The sequence below is a fragment of the Fibrobacter sp. UWB7 genome (assembly GCF_900142945.1).
In the GTDB taxonomy this organism is placed as follows: Bacteria; Fibrobacterota; Fibrobacteria; order Fibrobacterales; family Fibrobacteraceae; genus Fibrobacter.
Genome location: NZ_FRCO01000001.1, coordinates 1181705 through 1201728, shown reverse-complemented (window position 1 = coordinate 1201728; position 20024 = coordinate 1181705). Strand labels below are relative to the sequence as shown.

The 20024-nt window shown below is 49.2% G+C and carries 16 protein-coding genes; 4 read left to right on the top strand and 12 right to left on the bottom strand.

The annotated features are described in order from the left end of the window. Nucleotides 1-124: 124 nt before the first annotated feature. Genes BUC30_RS04985 through BUC30_RS04975 form a run of 3 tightly spaced genes read right to left on the bottom strand, consistent with a single transcriptional unit; the run spans nt 125 to nt 2907 of the window. Complete coding sequence (locus BUC30_RS04985) at nt 125-631, bottom strand: hypothetical protein (RefSeq protein ID WP_073423800.1); 507 nt, start codon at nt 629-631, stop codon at nt 125-127. A 13-nt stretch (nt 632-644) separates the two neighbouring features. Then, nucleotides 645-1802 (bottom strand): beta-N-acetylhexosaminidase, encoded by a 1158-nt coding sequence (gene nagZ, locus BUC30_RS04980; RefSeq protein WP_073423799.1) that lies wholly within the window; start codon nt 1800-1802, stop codon nt 645-647. Between the two features lie 16 nt (nt 1803-1818). Then, nucleotides 1819-2907 (bottom strand): S66 peptidase family protein, encoded by a 1089-nt coding sequence (locus BUC30_RS04975; RefSeq protein WP_244536483.1) that lies wholly within the window; start codon nt 2905-2907, stop codon nt 1819-1821. 253 nt (nt 2908-3160) lie between these two features. Between BUC30_RS04975 and BUC30_RS04970 the strand changes: the two genes are divergently transcribed. Then, nucleotides 3161-4243 (top strand): amino acid ABC transporter ATP-binding protein, encoded by a 1083-nt coding sequence (locus BUC30_RS04970; RefSeq protein ID WP_073423798.1) that lies wholly within the window; start codon nt 3161-3163, stop codon nt 4241-4243. Nucleotides 4244-4252: 9 nt separating this feature from the next. Further along, the gene (locus BUC30_RS04965) at nt 4253-6628 is read left to right on the top strand and encodes an ABC transporter permease subunit (protein ID WP_073423797.1); all 2376 of its coding nucleotides are present in this window, start codon (nt 4253-4255) and stop codon (nt 6626-6628) included. On the opposite strand, the gene BUC30_RS04960 is transcribed toward BUC30_RS04965, so the two are convergent. Next, entirely contained in the window at nt 6629-8713 is a 2085-nt protein-coding gene (locus tag BUC30_RS04960) for a histidine phosphatase family protein (RefSeq protein WP_073423796.1), read from the bottom strand. Between the two features lie 191 nt (nt 8714-8904). On the opposite strand from BUC30_RS04960, the gene BUC30_RS04955 reads away from it, so the two are divergent. Beyond that, nucleotides 8905-9600 (top strand): hypothetical protein, encoded by a 696-nt coding sequence (locus tag BUC30_RS04955; protein WP_244536482.1) that lies wholly within the window; start codon nt 8905-8907, stop codon nt 9598-9600. A 62-nt stretch (nt 9601-9662) separates the two neighbouring features. Here the strand turns inward: BUC30_RS04955 and BUC30_RS04950 are convergent, their stop codons facing one another. The 3 genes from BUC30_RS04950 to BUC30_RS04940 are packed head-to-tail and all read right to left on the bottom strand — an operon-like array spanning nt 9663 to nt 13783. Continuing rightward, on the bottom strand, nt 9663-10574 hold the full coding sequence (locus BUC30_RS04950) for a hypothetical protein (protein WP_073423794.1): 912 nt from the start codon (nt 10572-10574) through the stop codon (nt 9663-9665). A gap of 3 nt (nt 10575-10577) precedes the next feature. Next, the gene (locus BUC30_RS04945) at nt 10578-13022 is read right to left on the bottom strand and encodes a ribonuclease R family protein (protein ID WP_073423793.1); all 2445 of its coding nucleotides are present in this window, start codon (nt 13020-13022) and stop codon (nt 10578-10580) included. 2 nt (nt 13023-13024) lie between these two features. Beyond that, nucleotides 13025-13783 (bottom strand): 1-acyl-sn-glycerol-3-phosphate acyltransferase, encoded by a 759-nt coding sequence (locus BUC30_RS04940; protein ID WP_073423792.1) that lies wholly within the window; start codon nt 13781-13783, stop codon nt 13025-13027. Between the two features lie 130 nt (nt 13784-13913). Between BUC30_RS04940 and BUC30_RS04935 the strand changes: the two genes are divergently transcribed. After that, nucleotides 13914-14981: a glucokinase gene (locus BUC30_RS04935; RefSeq protein WP_073423791.1), complete on the top strand. Its 1068-nt coding sequence runs from the start codon at nt 13914-13916 to the stop codon at nt 14979-14981. Between the two features lie 140 nt (nt 14982-15121). Here BUC30_RS04935 and BUC30_RS04930 read toward each other — a convergent pair whose 3' ends face one another. The 5 genes from BUC30_RS04930 to BUC30_RS04910 form a co-directional block, all read right to left on the bottom strand. After that, complete coding sequence (locus BUC30_RS04930; RefSeq protein ID WP_073423790.1) at nt 15122-16516, bottom strand: sodium:solute symporter family protein; 1395 nt, start codon at nt 16514-16516, stop codon at nt 15122-15124. Between the two features lie 67 nt (nt 16517-16583). Next, nucleotides 16584-17267, bottom strand: coding sequence for an ABC transporter ATP-binding protein (locus BUC30_RS04925; protein WP_073423789.1), 684 nt, complete (start codon nt 17265-17267; stop codon nt 16584-16586). Next, complete coding sequence (locus tag BUC30_RS04920; protein WP_073423788.1) at nt 17267-18457, bottom strand: ABC transporter permease; 1191 nt, start codon at nt 18455-18457, stop codon at nt 17267-17269. Before BUC30_RS04920 ends, BUC30_RS04925 begins: the two co-directional genes overlap by 1 nt. Beyond that, nucleotides 18438-18866 (bottom strand): DUF4418 family protein, encoded by a 429-nt coding sequence (locus tag BUC30_RS04915; protein ID WP_073423787.1) that lies wholly within the window; start codon nt 18864-18866, stop codon nt 18438-18440. Before BUC30_RS04915 ends, BUC30_RS04920 begins: the two co-directional genes overlap by 20 nt. Before the next feature lie 162 nt (nt 18867-19028). Then, nucleotides 19029-19973: a LysR family transcriptional regulator gene (locus BUC30_RS04910; RefSeq protein ID WP_014545834.1), complete on the bottom strand. Its 945-nt coding sequence runs from the start codon at nt 19971-19973 to the stop codon at nt 19029-19031. Between the last annotated feature and the right edge of the window lie 51 nt (nt 19974-20024).

Here is a 20024-nt window from a genome sequence, read left to right as displayed (position 1 = left end):
GGACTTGTTTTCTTTGACCACTTAGCGCTTCAGCGCTTACGTGGTCATGATCCGCGTATGGGGACGGGATCGCCATTTAAAAAAGAAGCCGCACCCGCAGCTTCTTTTTGTATTTCATAGCGTTTTATTCATCATCTGGGTTCGAGTCAGATTCTTCGAAGTCGTAAGGATCGTCTTCAATTTCCTGCTGTTCGAATTCGATGAGCTTTTTACACGTGGCTTTGTCATTGCCTTTGACGATTAAAGCTTTTCGGTCTTCGTCGAGCGTGTAATAGATGTAGGTGAATTTTTCCTTTGCATTTTCGTCATCGCAAGTGTAGAGGACGTTCTTTGTACTACACCCGTCCCCGTATTCAGCCTTGTCTTTTGCTCCATCGATAATGTCTGCGTTTATATCGTCGCACATTTGTTTGATGCTTTTTTCGAATGAAGAGCCTTTTTCGACTTCGACGCAGGATTCGTCGATTTCGTCATTTTCTTCATCGACAACATTGTAGACGTAACAGGATACTAAATCTGTTTTAGTATCAGGGGCATTGCTTGAAGATTCGCTCGAAGAATCGTCTCCGCAAGCATAGAAAACGGACATTGACGCGAATATCAATGCAGTGTATTTGTTTTTGAAATTCATAATCAACTCCTTGTTAGTTTTTTTGTTTTAGTTTTAAAATTCGCTTGACGCTTTCGTCGATGCGCGATTCCTTGATTTCGCCTTTTTCGACCGCCTTGACAACGGCGTCGAAAACCTGCGTAAATTCCCTGGAACATAGCACCACATCGACGCCCGCCTGGATGGACTTGACAGCCGCTTCGGTATTGCTGAATTGCTTGGTGATGGCGCCCATGTCCATGGCGTCAGTCACGATAACGCCATCGAAACCGAGCTCGCCGCGGAGCTTATCCTGCAAAATAACCGATGATAACGTTGCCGGTAAATCGTCGCCAGAAACGTTTGGGGCGGCAATGTGGGCGGTCATAATCATTTGGGCGCCTGCCTTGATGCCCGCCTTGAACGGGATCATTTCGCATTTGAGCATTTCATCCCAGGTCTTGTCCGTTGAAGCGTAGCCGTAATGCGTGTCCGTGCTTACATCGCCATGCCCAGGGAAATGCTTGAGCGTGCCGATGACGCCTGCCGATTCAAGACCATTCAAATAGCTTACCACAAATTTGGCGGCTGTCTCCGGGTCATCCGAGAATGCTCGCGGACCGATAACGATGTTGTCTGGATTCGTGTTCACGTCCGCAACAGGAGCGTAGTCAATATCGAAACCGTATTTCTTGACGTAACTCCCGATAGTGAATGCGGCTTTGTAAGCCTCTTCCGGGTCATCGCTTTCTGCGATGGCGGCCATGCTTTCGTATTTAGGCACATCGAAATTTTCGTTGTTGGCAATGCGCGCCACGCGACCGCCTTCTTCGTCAATCGCAAGGAGCGGCGAGCCTTTCAGTTCTCTAATTTCATCAATGAATTTTTTGAGCTGGATTTCATCGACAATGTTGTGTGCATAAAGAATCATACCGCCGATAGGATAATCTTTATTAACCGCTAACATGGTCTTGTTGACCTGTTCAAGCTTGTAATCGGGGAGCTCAGCGTATTCGTTCCAATGGATGCTTGTGTCCAATGCTTCGGGGCGCACAAAGAACATCTGTCCGACCTTTTCGCGGATGGACATTTTTTGGATGGCGGAATCTTCAGACGATGGCCCGCTCGAAGAATCGTCGCCGCAAGCGGCAAAGAAAAAAGCTGTCGCCGTACATCCAAGCAAGTTTGCAATGACATGCTTTTTGCAAAACATAAAAATACCTCAAAACTTATTCTTCAACATCAAATGACTTGCCCGCCATCATTTTCAGCAATGCTTTGGGGAGCGATTGTGGTGTTGTAAGCTTGTCTGTGTCGACTGTCTTCTTTTCGCCCTTGATGTCAAAGGAAACTGTAGCCCCATCGCTAGTCACTTCCATTTTCACTTTGGAACCCATGATGATTGGAACGTTGATATCGTCGTGCCCGGCAGGGAATCCGCAAATCACGGGGATGTCGTATTCCTTCAAATACTTGGAGAGCATCGCTTCGGTGCTTTCGTAATCGAGGTCTGTTCCGGAGCTTACAAATTCACCAAGGATAACGCCTCTAACGTTCTCCATCACGCCGTGAAGTTCAATGGAATGGAACATGCGGTCGATGTTGCGCAAGTTCTCGCCGATTTCTTCCATAAAGAGGATGATGCCGTCATTCTGGAAAACGTCGATGTCGCTAGCGCCGATGAGTGGCACAAATGTTGCCATGTTGCCGCCTACGAGAATACCCTCGGCTTTGCCTTTCTGGTTGTATTTGTGCTTAGGAACTTTGTACGTCGGGACTTCGCCTTTGAGCAAGTCGCGCAGGAGCGTGCTATTTTCATCCTTGCCCTCGGTCTTTGCAATGCTCGAACTCATGGTACCGTGGATGCTCATGACGCCCGCCTTGGTCTGCATGGCGTGTAACGTGGTCACGTCGCTATAGCCGATAACCCATTTCGGGTTCTTTTTCACAAGTTGCGGGTCAATCAAATCGACAAGCTGGATAGTGCCGTAGCCACCGCGATTGCAAAGGATCGCCTTGATGCTTGTGTCCTTGAGTGCGTTTTCAAAATCTTCGGCGCGTTCTTCGGCGGTGCCTGCTAACTTGCCTGCTTCAACCTTGCCGACGCTCTTACCGATGACGGGCTTGAATCCCCAGTCCTCGAGGACGTCTGCGGTCTTTTGGATTGTGGAATCGGGTGTTGTGTAGGAGGGCGAAAGGAGCGCAATCTTGTCGCCTTTTTTCAAGAATGCGGGCACCGTGCCTTCTGCAATCGGTGCGTTTTTCAAGTTCACAGAAGCGCTAGAAGAATTGTCGTCACCGCAACCACCAAGTATCATAGATAAACATAATACAGCTGTTAATCCTATCGTTTTTTTCGACAGGCTAGAACCCCTGACGTTGCAGGACGACATATTTCCAATATCCATAAAGCTCCCCTCTGGATAATGCTTAAAGACCTTCTGTACGGTTTAATATATATATGTTTTGATGTAAAAGTAAACTTTTTGTATCATTTTAGGAAGGAATGATGTAATTTAAATGGGGAAATAGATAAATATCACATTTTTTAAGGGGAAAAAGGGTATTTTGATGATTTCGATTCGTCATTTGAAAAAGGTGTACCCGAATGCGACTCCGCTTTTGGATGTCAATGCCGAGATTAATTGTGGCGATATTGTGTCGATTATAGGCCCATCGGGAACGGGTAAGTCGACGTTATTGCGTTGTATAAATCTTTTGGAACGTCCGACCTCGGGGGAGGTCTTGATTGACGGAAAGTCGATTACGGCACATGGGGCGAATGTACCTGCGATTCGCCGCAAGATGGGGATGGTTTTCCAGTCGTTTAACCTATTCAACCACCTGACGATTATCGAAAATATCATGGTCGCGCAGATGGATATTTTGCACCGTTCCAAGCAGGATGCCTGCGCAAAGGGAATAGAACTTTTGCGTCGTGTGGGGCTTGCGGACAAGGCCGATAACTTGCCCGAGGAACTTTCGGGCGGCCAAAAACAGCGTGTCGCTATTGCGCGTACGCTAGCGATGGACCCTGAAATTATATTGTTAGATGAACCGACGAGCGCTTTAGACCCGACAATGATTGGGGAGGTCCTTGCGGTGATCAAGGGACTTTCGAATCAGGGGCTCACGATGATGATTGTCACGCACGAGATGAAGTTTGCTCGAGATATCTCGACGCGCGTGTTCTACATGGACGAGGGGGTGATTTACGAAGAGGGGACTCCGAAGCAGATTTTTGAAAATCCGCAGCGCGAAAAGACGAGGTTGTTTATCAAGCATTTGAAAGTGTTTGACGAACATCTTGTCGTTGGAAATATTGATTTTATGGGCGTTATGAACCGATTCCTGTTTTTCGCCGAAAAGAACCAGATGGAGAATCGGACCATTCGAAACGTGAGCTATGTTCTCGACGAAATGGTGATGCTTGGGCTTGTTCCCAAACTGCCGCAAGGTACGGATATCCGTTTAATGGCGGAGTATTCTGAAGACAACAGCCGTGCTGAAATCAGGATTGAATTTGCAGGGCCGAATATAAATCCGTTGGATTTTTGCGACGAAATTTCTAGACAACTGATTGATGTGGCTACAGAACATTATAAACAAAATGTTGTCAATGGCCTGACCGTCATTCATTTCCATGTCAAGTAGGAGGGCGTTATGAAAAAGATTCTCGAATATTTGGCAGCTCTCATTGCTTTGACGGTTTTGTTGACGGGCTGCGATGAAAAAGTACGTAAAATTGAAAGTGCTGCCCAGCTGAATGACCCGCAATATTCGATTGGCTACGAAGAAGGGCGTGATTCTGCATTGAAGGATGTTCCGCCACGATTTAGAAAATTGCACCTCAAGTACAATTCCATTGCGGACATGAACAAAAACGAGAATCTTGTACTTGGAATGCAAACGGGTTTTGTCTTTGTCGATAAAGAAACGCGTCGAATGCTCCCCAAGGCCGAAATCAAGTATTACAAGTCTACTCCGGACATGGCTTACATGGTGGCGAACGGCAAGCTGGATGGCTTTATCAATGACGAACCTGTGATCCGCTATGCCGCACTCGAAAATCCAAACCTTGCCTATATCCATGCCGATTTCGAGCCGATGGATATTGTGATTGTTTTCCCGAAGAATGAAAAGGCTAAAGCTCTCCGAGACGAGATGGATGAGTTTATCGACAAGATGCATCTGTCTGGAATGCTGGATTCGATTGATAACATTTGGCTCGGTGAAGATGAAGAGAAAAAGGTCGTGGAATTCCCGATGGCAAAACCGGGAATGCCCACGTTCAAGATGGCGACGAGTGCTGTGAATCCGCCTTTTGAATACATCAAGAATGGCAAAATTGTCGGTTACGAAATGGATTTGATGGCGCGTTTCTGCAAGGAAAAAGGTTGCGGTCTCGAAGTTCACGACGTGGCTTTCGAATCGGTGATTCTTGGTATCGAAACGGGAATGTATGATTTTGCGGCGGCAACGCTTAGCGCCACTCCCATATTCAAGGAGAAAAATTATCTATCGCATCCTATTTACGTTTCTGAATGCGTGATGGCGGTGCAGATTCTTGATGGTAAAGCTAAGCAACAGGTAGCGAAAAATCCTGAAGACATGATTAAAAGCTTGAATCGCGATGGCGCTAAGATTGGCCTTATGACAGGAGGAGTCTTCGATAAAGTATTGAATGAATTTTTCCCGACAGCGAAGTCCTTGTTTTTCAATACTTATGCTGATATGGTCAAATCGATTGATGCTGGAAAATTGGATGCCATGCTAGTTGATGAGCCTACCGCAAGGCTTTTGGTAGAAGGTCGTAAAGAAGTTGAAATTGTAAATAAGATTTTAGAAAAGGCTAACTATGCCTTTGCTTTCTCAAAAAGTGAAAAAGGTGAAAAGTTGTGTGCACAAATGACAGAATTTATTCAAAATTCTATCAAACAAGGTTTGCAAACTGTTTTGGAATCAGTCTGGTTTGGATCCGATGAATCGCTCAAGAAAATTGATTTGTCAAAGTTGAAAGCGACCAATGGAACACTTCACTTGGCCACGAATGTGGAGGTAGCCCCGTTTGTTTACATTAAGGACAATGCTGTTGTTGGTTATGATATTGATTGGGTTGTCCGTTTTTGTGAGGCTTATGGTTATGGACTTGAAATTGTGAATATGAATTTTGAATCCATATTGCCATCGATCGTGTCTGGCGCAAGTGATTTGGCCGTGGGGGAGATTACCGTTACCGCAGAACGAAAGCGAAGCGTTAATTTTTCTACTCCTGTTTATGATGGTGGAGTCGTTGCCATTGTAAAACGGACTGCAGAAGAAGAGGCTGTTGCCCCTTATGAAGAAACCTTTTGGGGTTCTTTAAAGAAAAGCTTCGAGAGAACATTTATTCGTGAAGACCGCTGGAAGCTTGTGGCGCAGGGTGTCGGCGTGACTATCTTTATCTCTATCCTTTCGGGAATTTTGGGCTCGTTGATTGGCTTTGGCTTTTGCATGTTGCGCCTCTCGAGTCGTCCATACGCGAATGTTTTTGCGCTAGGCTACATTCGCCTTTTGCAAGGGATTCCGTCGGTCGTGCTTTTGATGGTGCTGTTCTACATCGTGTTTGCACGTACGGGGCTTGATGGCGTGTGGGTTGCCATCATTGGCTTTGGCATGAACTTTGGCGCCTATGCGGCAGAAATTATGCGCACGGGAATCTTGGCTGTTGATAAAGGGCAAATGGAAGCGGCGCTTGCGCTTGGCTATACGAAACCTCGCGCGTTCTTCAAGATTGTCTTCCCACAGGCGGCGCACCACTTTTTGCCGGTGTTCCAGGGCGAATTTATCAGCATGGTGAAGATGACATCGGTGGTGGGCTATATCGCTATCTTGGATTTGACAAAGGCGTCGGACATTATCCGCAGCCGCACTTACGAGGCTTTCTTCCCGCTGATTATGACGGCAATTATTTACCTGATTATCATCTGGATTTTGACTCGTGTGCTCACGATGTTACAGCGTAGGCTCGATCCGAAAATCCGTGCGAAGCGCAAGTAATTACATCGTTCCCGATTCAAGTCCCTTGACGGGGACGTAACGGACGGAACCGTCAGCGGAGATAATCATTGCAACGCCCGAGAGGTAATTGACCCAGCGCCATTTTTCGTAATAGCGCACGTTCGCGTGACCGTTGGTGGTGTAGGCGAGGAGCGGCACGACCAGGTAATCGTGCGTGCACATGACGTTTACGCGTTTCATGGCTGGGAGGTTTGCGAGAATGTTGTTTTTCAAGAGTTCTTCGCTGCGAGTCTCTAAATCATAGAATGCGTCTGGGTAGGCGCCTGTAAAACCGTACTTGGAAAATACAACCCAGCCGCCTTCGGCATTGATATAGTTGTTGGCGGTGGCTTCGTCCTTGATATACCACGCTCCGTCCATGTAGGGGAAGATGTTGAGCGTGTAACCGACTTGACCTTTGCCGATGGCGATTTCTTCGCAAGTTTCTTGCGTGCGTGTGTAGCCCGAATAACCGTAGTAAAAATCTTCTTTGGCGATCGTCGCGAGGCGGGTGCCTAAATTGCGGGCATACGTTTTTCCGTTGCTAGTCAAGTGGCCGTTCGGGCCCGTGTCATCGGTGCGTTCGCTGTGGCGGATGATGAAGACTGCTTTTTCGTCGGACTTGAGATTTGCATAAACTTCAACGAGGTCTGTAAATCCGTCGGCTTCCTGCGGGGTGGCGACGCGCCATGCGTTTGTGGCGGTCTCGAAGATGTAATAGTTGTCGTGATTCACGCGGCCTTCGCGGACTTCCTTGTCGTATTCGCCGGGACCAAATCCTGCCGTATCTTTTTCGATGGGCTGTGCAATGCGCCATTCCTTGGAACTCACGTCGCAAATGAATCGGACTCTGGAATGGTCGGCGTGCTCGTAGTCGTTTGCGAATAGTGCGCTTTGACCTTGATTGACGTACGTGACTTGCCCTGCGTTGGCGTCGGTGCAAGGCTCGAATCCGTAAGCGATAGGGATGAACGCGCGCATGTATCGCTCAAAATTCGGAATGTTCATTCCCCACGATGAAACGTTGTTGCGGATATCGTTGTATTTCCAGAGCGTGTCAAGACCTACAACCCAGTCGGCAATTTGAATTTTCCAGTTCTGGTCGTTCCAAGTGCCATCGCCCTTGAGGTCTTCGGCGAGATTGTTCGCGAGATTCATCATGTCGTTCTCGCTACGCTCGCCTTGAATCATGGCGGAGATGGCAAACAGTGCGGCACTGTATTCGCTATTCCCGAACATGTCAAGATCTTCGGCAACGGGCTTGTCTGTGCGTCCGTCGGTGAAGTACGGCTGCGAATAAAGCATGACCGTGTCAATCCCGAATGCGGCAAATGCTTCGCGCTCCGCCTGCGCCTTAGCTTCGGCAAAGTCGATGTGGTTCATCGTGAGCTGTTCAATGCGCGGGATGGTAATGTGCGTGAGAATGTTCACGTTCGCATGTTCGGGCGAGCAAGTCTTTGCAGCAAGCGTAATGGGGTTGTTTGAAACTCTGCCTGTCACTTCGTTGCGGTAAAAACCGGTCGCCCTGATTTTCACGCAGTTGGAATTTGAGTGGACTTCGTTAAAGGTATAGCGTCCGTCATTCGTGAGGATGCAACCTTCTGCTTTTTGGTAAGTCTCGGTGTTGAATTCCTTGTTCGCTTCGGTGACGGTAATGCTTGTGCCAAAGACGAACGGTCCCTTTTGCGCAATGCCAGAAATCGGCGAAATGAAACCTTCGACAAAGACCGTGTCTGCGCTACCGACGATTGTTCCGGTTGGCGAAATTTTGTCAACAGCATGCAAAAATCCGTCGCTGCAGGTGATGCTAAAGTCTGTGGAGTCCGCTGCACTTCGCCAAGAGCCTTTTACGCAAAGTCGCGGCAAGTTCTCGTTCTGCACAAAGAATGCGCGACCTTCACGGCTTGCATCGCAGGCGGGCAAGTTGGCTGCACTCGGAACGGTCAAAGTATCGAGAAGAGAAATAGGCTGGTTCGGGTCGATGTCGCCACCGTTAGAGGGGTTTCCGTCGGAGCCGCAGCCCGCCATCCATAACGATGCCCCAAAAGCAGCAAAACCAATCGCTGTTAAACCAAATTTCTTCATTCCATACCTGCTTTACTGATGTGCTTCTTTTTTGTGGAAAGGGGCTAGATGCAAAAATATATTCAAAATGTCATTATATGTCAGTACGATTTTATAAATTATACCTGTTATTTTGAATAAAAAGAGAGGTATATATGCCACAACAGTCCGAAAACAATACAAATCTGTTCGTTTTACGCGTTTTTCGCTATATGATTAGCAAAAAAGAGAGCTTTAGTATTGATAAGGATGAGCTCGCATTTTACCCCTCTGTTTGCCCTTGTTTCCATTTGATGGAAGGTGAGGTCGGGTACTATCAATCTTTGGCGGATGCCGAAAAGAGTATTCGTAAAATCGTCAAGAAAAAATCAAATGACGCCTATGGCTTTTTTGTGACGGAATTGCCGATAGGTTCTATGATGCATTCTACCGACTATGTTTCGTGCTGGCGTTACCTCGAAGATGGCTCTTTGTGGCTGAAAAGTGAGGGGCCGAGTAATCTCCCGAGACAGTTGAGGGTCTGCAATAAAGAGCCTTATAAAGGTCGTGATCCCAAGACGATTCGTTTTAAGCAAGGCGACATTGTAGAGATTCCGCGGAATGATTACGCTCAGCTTGCTATTGTGTGGAATACTCCATCAACTGCAGAGCAAATCGAAAAAGTCCGTGAGCAACTTCGTAATTCTAAGGATGGAGCGAGCTCGCTTTTAAACGAATTGAGCATGGGTGATTCCTATAAAGTCGTCACTTACTCTGTGTCGGAAAATGGAGCCGTAAATTATTGTGTTTCTGATGAACTTTCCGTGAACGTACTTCCGCCTTCGAGGCCTGTTCCGCGCAAGTTCGCGACTGAACTGCGTAATCAGCTAAAACGCGCCCAAGAGGAAGAATTCGACTTGCCGTTTTAAGGCGAAAAAGTATGTTGTTAAAGTGAAGAGTGGTTGTTTCCATTTTGGAAACAACTGCTTTTTTATTTCTTGATTTTATCGAGTAGGCGTTTAGCGGGGAAGCCGACGAGCTGGAAACCTTTTTCCCAGATAAAATCCTTGATGCGTTCTGCGCGGGTCTCGTTGCATTTCGGGAGCCAACTCTCGTCAAAATCTGCGTCTAGCCCGGCTTCTAGAATGAGGGCGGTGTAGTCCTTGTTGAGCGCATCGTAGGCGTGGTGGCGTACGAAGTGTTTCTTTTCTTCGTAGTTGAAACGGCGTTCCAGAAGCTTGCGCTTCACGAAACCAGCGCCTTGTTGGATGAGCTCGTCGTATGCGAAGAACACGGGACGTTTCGTGTGGTAGAGCGATTCCATGATGACTTCGGCTTCGGTGAATTTTTCGCTCAAGCCGACTTCGAGCTTGCGGGTGACATCGTAGAATTCGGTCTGCTCGGGAGTCTCGAAAATGTGCAAGAAGAACACGCCGAGTGCGGCGGGTTTCATGTACAAGAAGAACGATTGCAGATGCGGCGCAATTTCGTCATTGCTTGTGAGCGAGACAACATCGGCATTGCTTTGTTCGGCGCGTTCAAAGAATTCCTTGAACTTGTTTTGGTAATAGACGATGGAATCGTTGATGAGCAGCAAGCGTTCCACATCACGCGTGATGACGCCGGGAACGTAGTTGCCGGCTGCGTCTGTTCGGTTCGCCTGCAGTTGCAAATAACGCCGCCACATGCCAAAGTCAAATCCGCGATTTTCGGTGACGAAAAGCTCGATGTGGTTTTCCTTTAAAAAATCGTAGGTGTCGCTAGAAAGCGTTCGGCGATTCGTGAGGAGGACGACCTTGAAGTCGGTCTCGGCAAGATGCTTGAGCGCAAAACGGACATAGCCGGGGAGGTCTTCCCCGGTTTGGTAACTGGCATAGAGGGCGACTTTATTGCATGCGTCCATCAACTATCTTCCTCTGCGGCCTCCGCGGCTGCTGCGTCCGCGACCTTTTTCGCTAGATCTGCGGCCACGTCTTGCTTCACGCGGTTCGCTGGCTACATGGAATCCTTCGCCGAAATCGCGGGTTCCGCGCTTTTCAGAACCGTGTTTCCCACGTTTGTCGGAACGGCGACCTTCATCGAATTCGTCACGGCCCTTGCGGAAACCGCCACGTTCACGAGAATCGCGACCGGTGCGTTCAAAGATCGGACCGTCGAAATCACGACGACCACGGCGACCGCGAGAAACGTATTCCGGTTCGTAATCGTCGTCTTCGTCCGGCTGGCTCACATAGCCGAGTGCTTCGGCGGCCGCAGCGCGGTCAGCTCTTTCATTGAAATTGCGAATGTCGCGTTCGGTATCTTCACGGGTACGGCGCTTCTTCGGTTCAGGGCTCAGCTTTTCGGTGATGCTGAAGTCTGCCTGACCGCGCAATGGGTCAACTCTGAGGAGTTGAACCATCACCTTGTCGCCACGGCGGAAGGTGCGGCCACTGCGCTTGCCAAATGCAAGACCCTGGTCCGGATTGAACACGTAAAAGTCATCGCCCGTGATATCGCGGTAGCGCACAAGACCTTCGGCAATCGGATCGTCGATGGAAACGTAGATGCCCCATTCTTCGATGCCCGTAACGCTTGCTTCGAAGCTGTCGCCAATGCGGCTCTTCAAAATCCAGCAACTGCACACCTTGATGGCGATGCGTTCCACCTTCATGTTCTTGATTTCATTTGCCGAAATCAAGTCGCAGACTTCAATCACGCTGTTCACGCGTTCTGCATCGATTTCCTTACCCTTGCGGGCGAGTTCGCGATGGCACCAGAGGTCCGCGTAACGGCGGATCGGCGAAGTGAAGTGGCTATAATCCTGCCAGTTCAAGGCGAAATGCCCGAAGCTGTTGGAATCGTAATGCGCCTTCTGCATACTGCGCAAAATGCGATTTGTGAGCGTCTCGTCACCGGCGGCGCGCTTGACCAAGTGCTCGTAAAGCTTGAAGGCTACCGGGTTTAAGTTCGTGTCGCCACTGCGCGGCTTACCCAAGTCACGCAACATCACCGGAGCGTCCTTGAACAGATCTGGGTACATGTAATAGAGTTCCATGATGTCCTTCGTGTCCGGAGCTTCATGGATACGGTAAATGCCTTGCAGCTTGCGCTGCTTGAGTTCCTTCGCGCAGCAGTTGTTCGCGATTAGCATGCACTCTTCAACCCAAGAATTGGAATCGTCGTGTTCGCGCGGGAAAATCTTGACCGGTTCACCGTTTTCGTCAAACTTGCAGCCGTATTCAGTTGTCTGGAATTCGAGCAAGCCATCCTTGGTGCGGTTTCTCTTGAGGAGCGCTGTCACTTCGGCGAGAGCCTTGATGGAATCGTCGCCTTCTTCCATCATCTTCACTGCCTGCTGGTACGTGATGCCCTTCGTGATGTTCACGACACTGCGGTGGAAATCCCAACCGAGAACGTTTGCTTCCTTGTCCAAGTCGATCATGCAGGTGAATGCGCAACGGTCTACGCCTTCGTGCAAGCTGCAAACGCCGCTCGAAAGCTTTTCCGGGAGCATCGGCACTGCGGTCCACGGCAAGTATTGCGTGTAGCTTCTTTCAAGAGCTTCTTCGTCAAGGTCAGAACCTTCGGGCACGTAGTAGCTCACGTCGGCGATGTGTACGCCGAGCTTGTAACCGCCATTCGGCTTGCGTTCCACGCTGATCGCATCGTCGTGGTCCATGGCGCCTTCGGGGTCAATGCAGAGAATGTCGAGCTTGCGGTAATCCACGCGGCCCTTGAAATCCTTTTCGGTCGGGTCCGTAATGGAGGCCACGTACTTTTCAATAGCGGGGCTAAAGCCTTTCGGAAGATTGCTCTCTTCCATGAACTTTTTCTTGACTTCGTCCCAAGTCACGTTCATGATTTCTGCGGAGCGGTCGACCTTCGCCAAGTAGCTGTGCTTGAGCTTCGGGTGCGGATAAAGCGTGAAGCTGATGGTCTCGCCTTCCTTGCCCGGCGCCTGCCTGCGGTGGCACATCTCGTACACCTTGCCGGTATCGATTTCGGTCACCTGCCAGTCTTCGTCACCGGTCTGGTGCAGAATGCCGCGCTTCACGCGTGTGCCGGAATCCTTTTCGGTCTGACGACGGCTGCGTGCGCCTGGACGGCGATTGTCTTCGACACCCTGCTCTGCAAGCTTCTTGCGGCGCTTCTCGCGCTTATCTTCGAGCGGCTCGCCATCGCCCAATTGATATTCCTTGTGGGCAGAACGCTTGAGAACGCCTCGCTCGATCATGTCGGCGAGGAGCTGCTTAAAAGCCATCTTCTGTTTTTTTGGGAGGCCGAGAGCGCTGCGGAGCTGGCTCCCTACCATAGGTTCGTCACGAAGGATTGCAATAATTTGTTCTTCGCTCGGTAATTCCTTAGCCATAATTAAGCCTCCTTGTTTTCTGCGACCGCTTCTTTTGCTGCGGCAAGTTCCGCCTGCTTGTACGGCATTGCGGATTCAATAAGATCATGAGTTTCGTCGCGGAGGTCGGCCATCGGCTTCTCGGCGTAATCTTCATAGCGGATCAGCGGGTGAACGACCATCTCGACGGTGCCGGAATAGACCGCCCATTTGACCTTTGGGAGAATCTTTCCGGTATTGATAAATGTAACTGGCAAAATGTCAAAGTGCTGTTCTTTTGCCAAACGGAAAATTCCATTTTGGAACTTGAACATGTGCCCGTCTTCGCTGCGGTGGCCTTCGGGGAACACGACAATGTTGTAATTGCTTTCGAGGCGTTTCTTGAGGATTTTGCCGAGGCCTGCGTTTTTGCGCGGGTTCGTGTGGATAGGAATGTTGCCGGAGCGGTTCAGAACCCAGCCGAATACGGGCGCTTTCCAGAGGCTTGCCTTAGCCATGAACGAAGCTCTCGTGATGGAGTGCCAGACGACGTTGATGTCCAAAAAGCTCTGGTGGTTGGCGACGATGACGTAGTTGATGCCTTGCGGGATGTTTTCGGCGCCCTTGACGGAAACCTTGATGCCGAAAAGCTTGAAAATGATTTTTTGGAAGGAGAATGAGCAAATCTTGGTGCAGTCTTCCCAGTGTCCGCGGATACCGCAATAGAGGGTATAGGGAATGCCTGCGACAACCATAATGGTGAAAACGACGATGTAATAAAAGAGTGCAAGAATAGCGCGCATGGTCTCTGCTTGTTAAAAGTGGATATTAGACCTGTTTATTAGGTCCCTATGGGCTTAATGTATATTTTTTGAGTGGGTTGAAACAGTTGTTTTTATTATATTCATCGAGAAAAACATGGAGTTTTAAATTATGGAAATTAAATGGCTTAATCCCGATGCTCAGTTTGACCGTCTCGTTTTGGCGGGTGATATCGGTGGTACGAATACGAATCTTGGTCTTGTGGGCTACAAGGATGGCAAGTTTACGCTCATTCTCGAAACCGTTTGCCCGAGTCAGTGCATTGAAGGACTTGACACCCCGATCCGTGAAACGCTCAAGGCTGCAATCGAAAATCGCGCGGATTTGAAGCCGTCCCACATCTGCATCAGCGCCGCAGGTCCGGTGGCAAACAACAAGTGCGTCATGACGAACCTCCCGTGGTGCGTCGACGGCGATGCCATCACGAATGCAACCGGCATCCCGACTCTCGTGATTAACGACTTTATGGCTATTAGCTATGGCATCCCGACTCTCGACGTCGATGACCCGAAACAGATTCTCAAGTTCAAGCACACCGACGGTAGCGAACCGAAGCCGCAGGCTGCAACGAAGGCCGTGATTGGTCCGGGTACGGGCATGGGCGTTGGTTTCCTCGCATTTGACGGTCAGAAGTACATCCCGGCTTGCTCCGAAGGTGGTCACTCTACGTTTGCTCCGTTCGACAAGGAAACTCAGGACTTCCGCGACTACATGGAAAAGCGCATCGGCACGGTGCCGGGCGTTGAACCGCTCGTCTCTGGCATGGGCCTTGCTCACCTCTATGAATGGTGGCGCGACACGAAGGGCGTACCGCAGAACGATGCCTTCAAGAAGATTGAAGAAACCGATTGGCATGACCGCCCAAAGTACATCAGCCGCGCAAGCGATACCGATCCGGTGGCTGCCGAAATGATGCGCATGTTCGTGAAGATGCTTGCACGCTTCGCTAGCGACGCTTGCACGTTGTTCCTCCCGCTCGGCGGTTTCTACCTCGCCGGTGGCACGGTGCAGAAGGACCTCCGCTGGCTCGAACGCGATAACTTGTTCATGACCTGGTTCGAAAAGAACTACAATCCGAACATCCGTCCGCTCTTGAACAAGATCCCGGTGTACCTCATCAAGGATTACAGCATTAGCTTGTACGGCGCTGCCAACGCAAGCCTCAATTTGCAGAAGTAATTGAGAAATTCAAATTTCGAATTGCTAAAAATTTGAACAGAAAAGCCGGACTTTAAGTCCGGCTTTTTCTATGTCATGCCCGACACCGATCGGACATCTCCCTTTAAAATTTCTCTGTTAGGAAATGTCGCACCTCGCAGTTATTTCTTTTTTAAACTTGCCAATGCAAACGCGAGCGATATCGCAATCCCGACAAGCGACAAGTAAGCGGGGCTTTGGATTTTTGCGGTGGAGGCGAGAATTGCGGGAATGAGTCCGAAGAGCCCGCCGATAATCACGCCTGCGTACCAGAGCGTTTTCTTGACTTTGAATCTTTTATGCGCGATGATGGCGACTGCGAGCGGGGCGACGATGCCCGGCGTGTAAACGGAATAGGCCATTGTCAAAAGCCCGATGATATCTTTACCTTGGAGCGCAAGGTAAGTGGCGATAATGCCGATGACAACGACGGAAATGCGCACGACGGAAATGCGGCGCGTGTTCAGAATGTCGCTCCCGAAAATGGCGGCGGAATTGATGAGGCATGTATCTGCCGACGAAAGGAGCGCTGATAAAAGCCCAACGGAAAGAAGTGCTGCAAGCGGGAGCGGGAGCACGCCGGAGGCGAGGCGGAATAGCGGATTTGTGGTGGAGCCTGCTGTAGCGGGGGCGTAAGTGGCGGCCCACATGCCGAGCAAAACGATGATCACGCTAAAGGCGAGTATGGCAAAACTGCCGGCGACAACGGCCTTGCGTGCCGATGTTGCGTCTTTGGCGACGAGATTTCTGGAAATTACATCGGGGCCAAGAAAATAAGCGCCGCCGATAGTGAATAGCATGATTGCTAAATCGCTAGCGCCAAATTTTTCGTTCAAAAGATTGAAGTTTCCGAAAGTCGCGAGACCTGCGTTACCCGCTGTCGAACTGCTGGCGGTGAGACCTGCGGAATGCGCGGCGTTTTCGATTCCCGAGAATCCGCCAAACAGATAAACGGCAGCTGCAAAAAATCCGAGCGTCAAAATTCCAAATTGCAAAGCATCAGTGCGGACAACAGAAAGTTGCCCGCCCAATAGCGTGTAGACAATGACGATTACGGCGGTAATCAATACGGATTGCGTCCCGGCATCGTGACCAAGCACAAGCCCGATAAATCCTGCGACGGCTGCAAATTGTGCAGCGATAATTCCAATCCACGAAACGGCAATGATTAAAGCGACTAGCTTTCGCCCTGTTTTCCCGACGGTCTTTTCTGCAATTTCGGGGAGCGTGCGCACGTCAAGATCGTGGACAGGCTTGCTCAAAAATGCGGCTTGAAACCAGAACCCAATCGCTCCAACGGCAAGCCACCAGAAGGCGGCGAAGCCGATGCTCTCGGCACGTGCGGCTATGCCCACCGTTGCTGATGCCCCAAGGACGGTTGCCATGAGGCTCATGAATACAAACGGGGAGCTTTGCTTGCGACCTGCAACAACGTAGTCGTCAAAATTCTTGACTTTGAACAAGTCTCGAATGCAGATGAAACCGAGAACAAAGAAGTAAATGAGTAATAGTTTCATGTTATAAAAAGGAGATGCCCGATTAAATCGGGCATGACAGGTTTACGACGTTGTAAAATTAGAAATTTTAGAGATTGCCGTATTCTCCGATGTCGGGGATGAGCGTACCCGATTTCATGTGGTACGTGCGGTTACTGTAGCCAAATGCCGTTCGATCGTGTGTGGCGACAATGACCGCGACTCCTGATTTTGCAAGCCTTCCGAAAAGGCTGAAAACCTTGCGGCTGTTGTCTTCGTCGAGATTGCTTGTCGGTTCATCGGCGATAATCAAATCGGGATTGTTGACAAGAGCACGTGCGATGGCGACTCGGCGCAATTCTCCACCCGATAAGTTGGCGGGGTATTCGTTTGCCAAATGAGCGATGCCGAGCTTTTTGAGGAGGCTCTGTATTTGCTCCTTGTCGATGCGTCGCTTGTAAAGGCTTGCGGCAAGTTCGATGTTCTCGGTCACGGTGAATGCAGGCAAGCAGGCGGCGTTTTGCGGGATGTAGCCGATGCGCTCGTTGCGTAACTTTGAACGGTCTTCGTCATTCAAAGTGTAAAGCGGTTGTCCGTCAATGGCGATGCTCCCAGATGTTGGTGCGCTGATGCCTGCGAGGGCGTTCAAAAGCGTGCTCTTGCCGCTTCCGGATTCTCCGAAGATGACCGTGTAATCGCCTGACCAGGCGAAGAAATCGGCGTTGTTGACGGCAGGGAACTTTTCACCGCGTCGGGTATATTCTTTTGTAATGTTGTTACCATTGAGTATCATTAAGTTTCCTCCTTTAAAGCCGAGTAAACATCTAGACGGCCAACTTGTTTAGCTATTCGATAGGCGGCTCCTGTGCCTGTGATTGTGGGAATGAATATTGCAGCGATGATGATCGCAAAAATAGTTAGTGCGCTCGGAAGCAAGAACGGTACGGATAAACTGTCGATAATGAACACGCGGAACGAGAGCGTTGCAAATACGCTGATGAACGCGCCTACGACAGTGCCGATGATGGTTGCGAGCAATGATTCGCCAAGAACGATGTGTTCCAATCTCTTTTGCGTGAAACCGATGACGCGGAGTGTTGCAAATTCGCGCTTGCGCTCGTTTGCAGAAATTGAGAAGGCTATTGAAACGGCGGCGATGGAGACAATCAAGAAAAATACGGCGATAACCCATACGATAATCTTGAAAGAACCTGCCGTAGCGATGACGTTATCGAATAAATCCTTGCGCGGAATCACGTGGATGTTGTCGAATTTCTCGTGAAGCGTCTGCGATATTTTTTCAAAGTCTGCGCCTTTTTCGAGATTCGCAAGAATCGCGGAAGGTTCGCCTTCGGAAATGAAGTTGATACCTTTTTCTTTCGCTGCTTTCTGCAAGATTTCGATGGTCCCGACATCGGCAAAAATGGCTTGGTCAAGCTTATTACCCATGCGTTCTAGGTGTGCTACGACAGTAAATTCCTGATCGAAGAACTTGATTTTCCCGGATTCATCGACTTGAATGTCGCTACCCGCGATTACAGAACCAATGGGAAAGTCTTTCTTGTATGTTTTGCGAATCCACGGCTTGATGGTAAAATCGGTCTTGGAATCGAAACCGATGATGTTGACTTTTTTATCGCAGCAGCTAGATCCGAGCGTGGAAAAATAAAATTGCGATGTGGCAATTTTGATTCCAGGAGTTTTTCGGGTGAATTCGAGAATTTCTCGGGGGAGCGTGCGATGGCTTAATTCTCCTTGCAAGAGAACTGGTTGGTCTTTTGCTTCGCTGCCGTATGGAACGATGAGCAAGTCTGCGCCCATGCGCGATGAGAGCTGCTCCAGGCCTGCGTCAAGGCTTTCAGAAAAAAGAGCGCTTGATAAAAGTGTTGCCGAAGCGACTGCGGTTAAGATGACAAGTCCAATGCTTCGGAACGGATGACGCCAAAAGTTTGTATAAATAATTCTAAGTATGATTTGATTCATTTAAAGTCTCCTGTCGCGTTATACTGCGATTCAATAAGTAAATGCTGTTGGCAATTCCAACGAGCGCAATGACGATTCCTGTGATTTGCAAAACCGGGGAAGATATGGAATGACAATGCATGTGGGGTGCTGCGCAAACGCCTACAATCACGGCGGGTACAAGGGCTGTGAAAACTCCGCCTGCAATCACTGCTGCCGATAATGCTTTTTGTGCTTTCGGGATCGCGATATAGGCAATGCCAAAAATCGCGATGACAATGCCGATAATTCCGTCAACACTAGAGGTCTTTTGGCAGCGCATGATCATGTCTCCATGACCCGAGCAAAATGGAAGCAGAACAAATGAAAGTAGCGAAACGAGAACGCCAAATGCAATTGCTGTTGCGCCGAATAAAATACCTTGTTTCATAATGACCTCCTAGATGACTTTTTGTTTTTGTTCGAAGCCAAATATAGAAGGCAAATATGAGTTTGTCCAATACTTTATTTTTAGCGTGTTTTATAGGTTTTTGCTATAACAAAAAAACGCCCATCAATGATGGGCGTGGTGCAATGAGTTTGTACGCTTTGATTAGGCGTTCGGATTGTGCTCGGCGGTGTATGCCTTGAGATATTCTTCCATCTCGCGGATGTAGATGCGGCAGATGGTGCTGAGCATAAAGTTCTTTTTGGTGATGTAGCCGATTTCCATTGAACGGTCGTCTTCGCCTTTGGCGTCCTTGAACGGCACGGCGACGTAATCGGAACCGTTGATTTCTTCGCTAATGATGCCGGAACAAAGCGTGTAACCGTTGAGACCCACCATCAAGTTGAGCATTGTGGCGCGGTCGTTTGCCTTAATGGTTTTGTGGTACTCGTTTGTACTCAAGATTTCTTCGGCGAAGTAATAGTTACCGCTTTCGCCCTGTTCAAAAGAAAGGCACGGGTAATCCGAAAGGTCTTCGAGATTCACGTAAGGCTTGTTGGCGAGTGGATTGTTTTTCCACATGTAGGCGTAAGCCTTGCAATCAATCAGCTTTTGGAAAACGAGATCGTGTTCCTTGAGCAAATACGTGATGTACTTGCGGTTGAAATCGCTCAAGTAGATGATGCCGATTTCACTGCGGAGGCTCGTCACGTCATCGATGACTTCTTTGGTCTTTGTTTCGCGGATGGCGAATTCGTAATCATCGATGTTGAACTTTTTGGCCATGTTCACGAAGGACTTGACGGCGAAGGAATAGTGCTGTGTCGAAACGGCGAAACGCTTCTTCTTCTGTTCTTCCTTGCTGTAGCGTTCGAGAACGGACTCGTAATGGTTGTAGAGCTCGTTCGCGCGGGCGATGAATTCTTCGCCTTCGGGCGTGAGCGTGATGCCTCGGCTTGTGCGGTTGAAAACGGTGATGCCGATTTCATCTTCGAGCTCGCGGATGGCTGTCGTGAGAGACGGTTGGGATATGAACAAGGATTCGGCGGCCTTGTTGAAGGAGCCTGCTTTTGCAATCCCGATGGCGTAACGTAATTGTTGTAGTGTCATGTTCTGTTTATATCCCTTTATAGTTACGTGGTAAATATAAGAAATTTAATA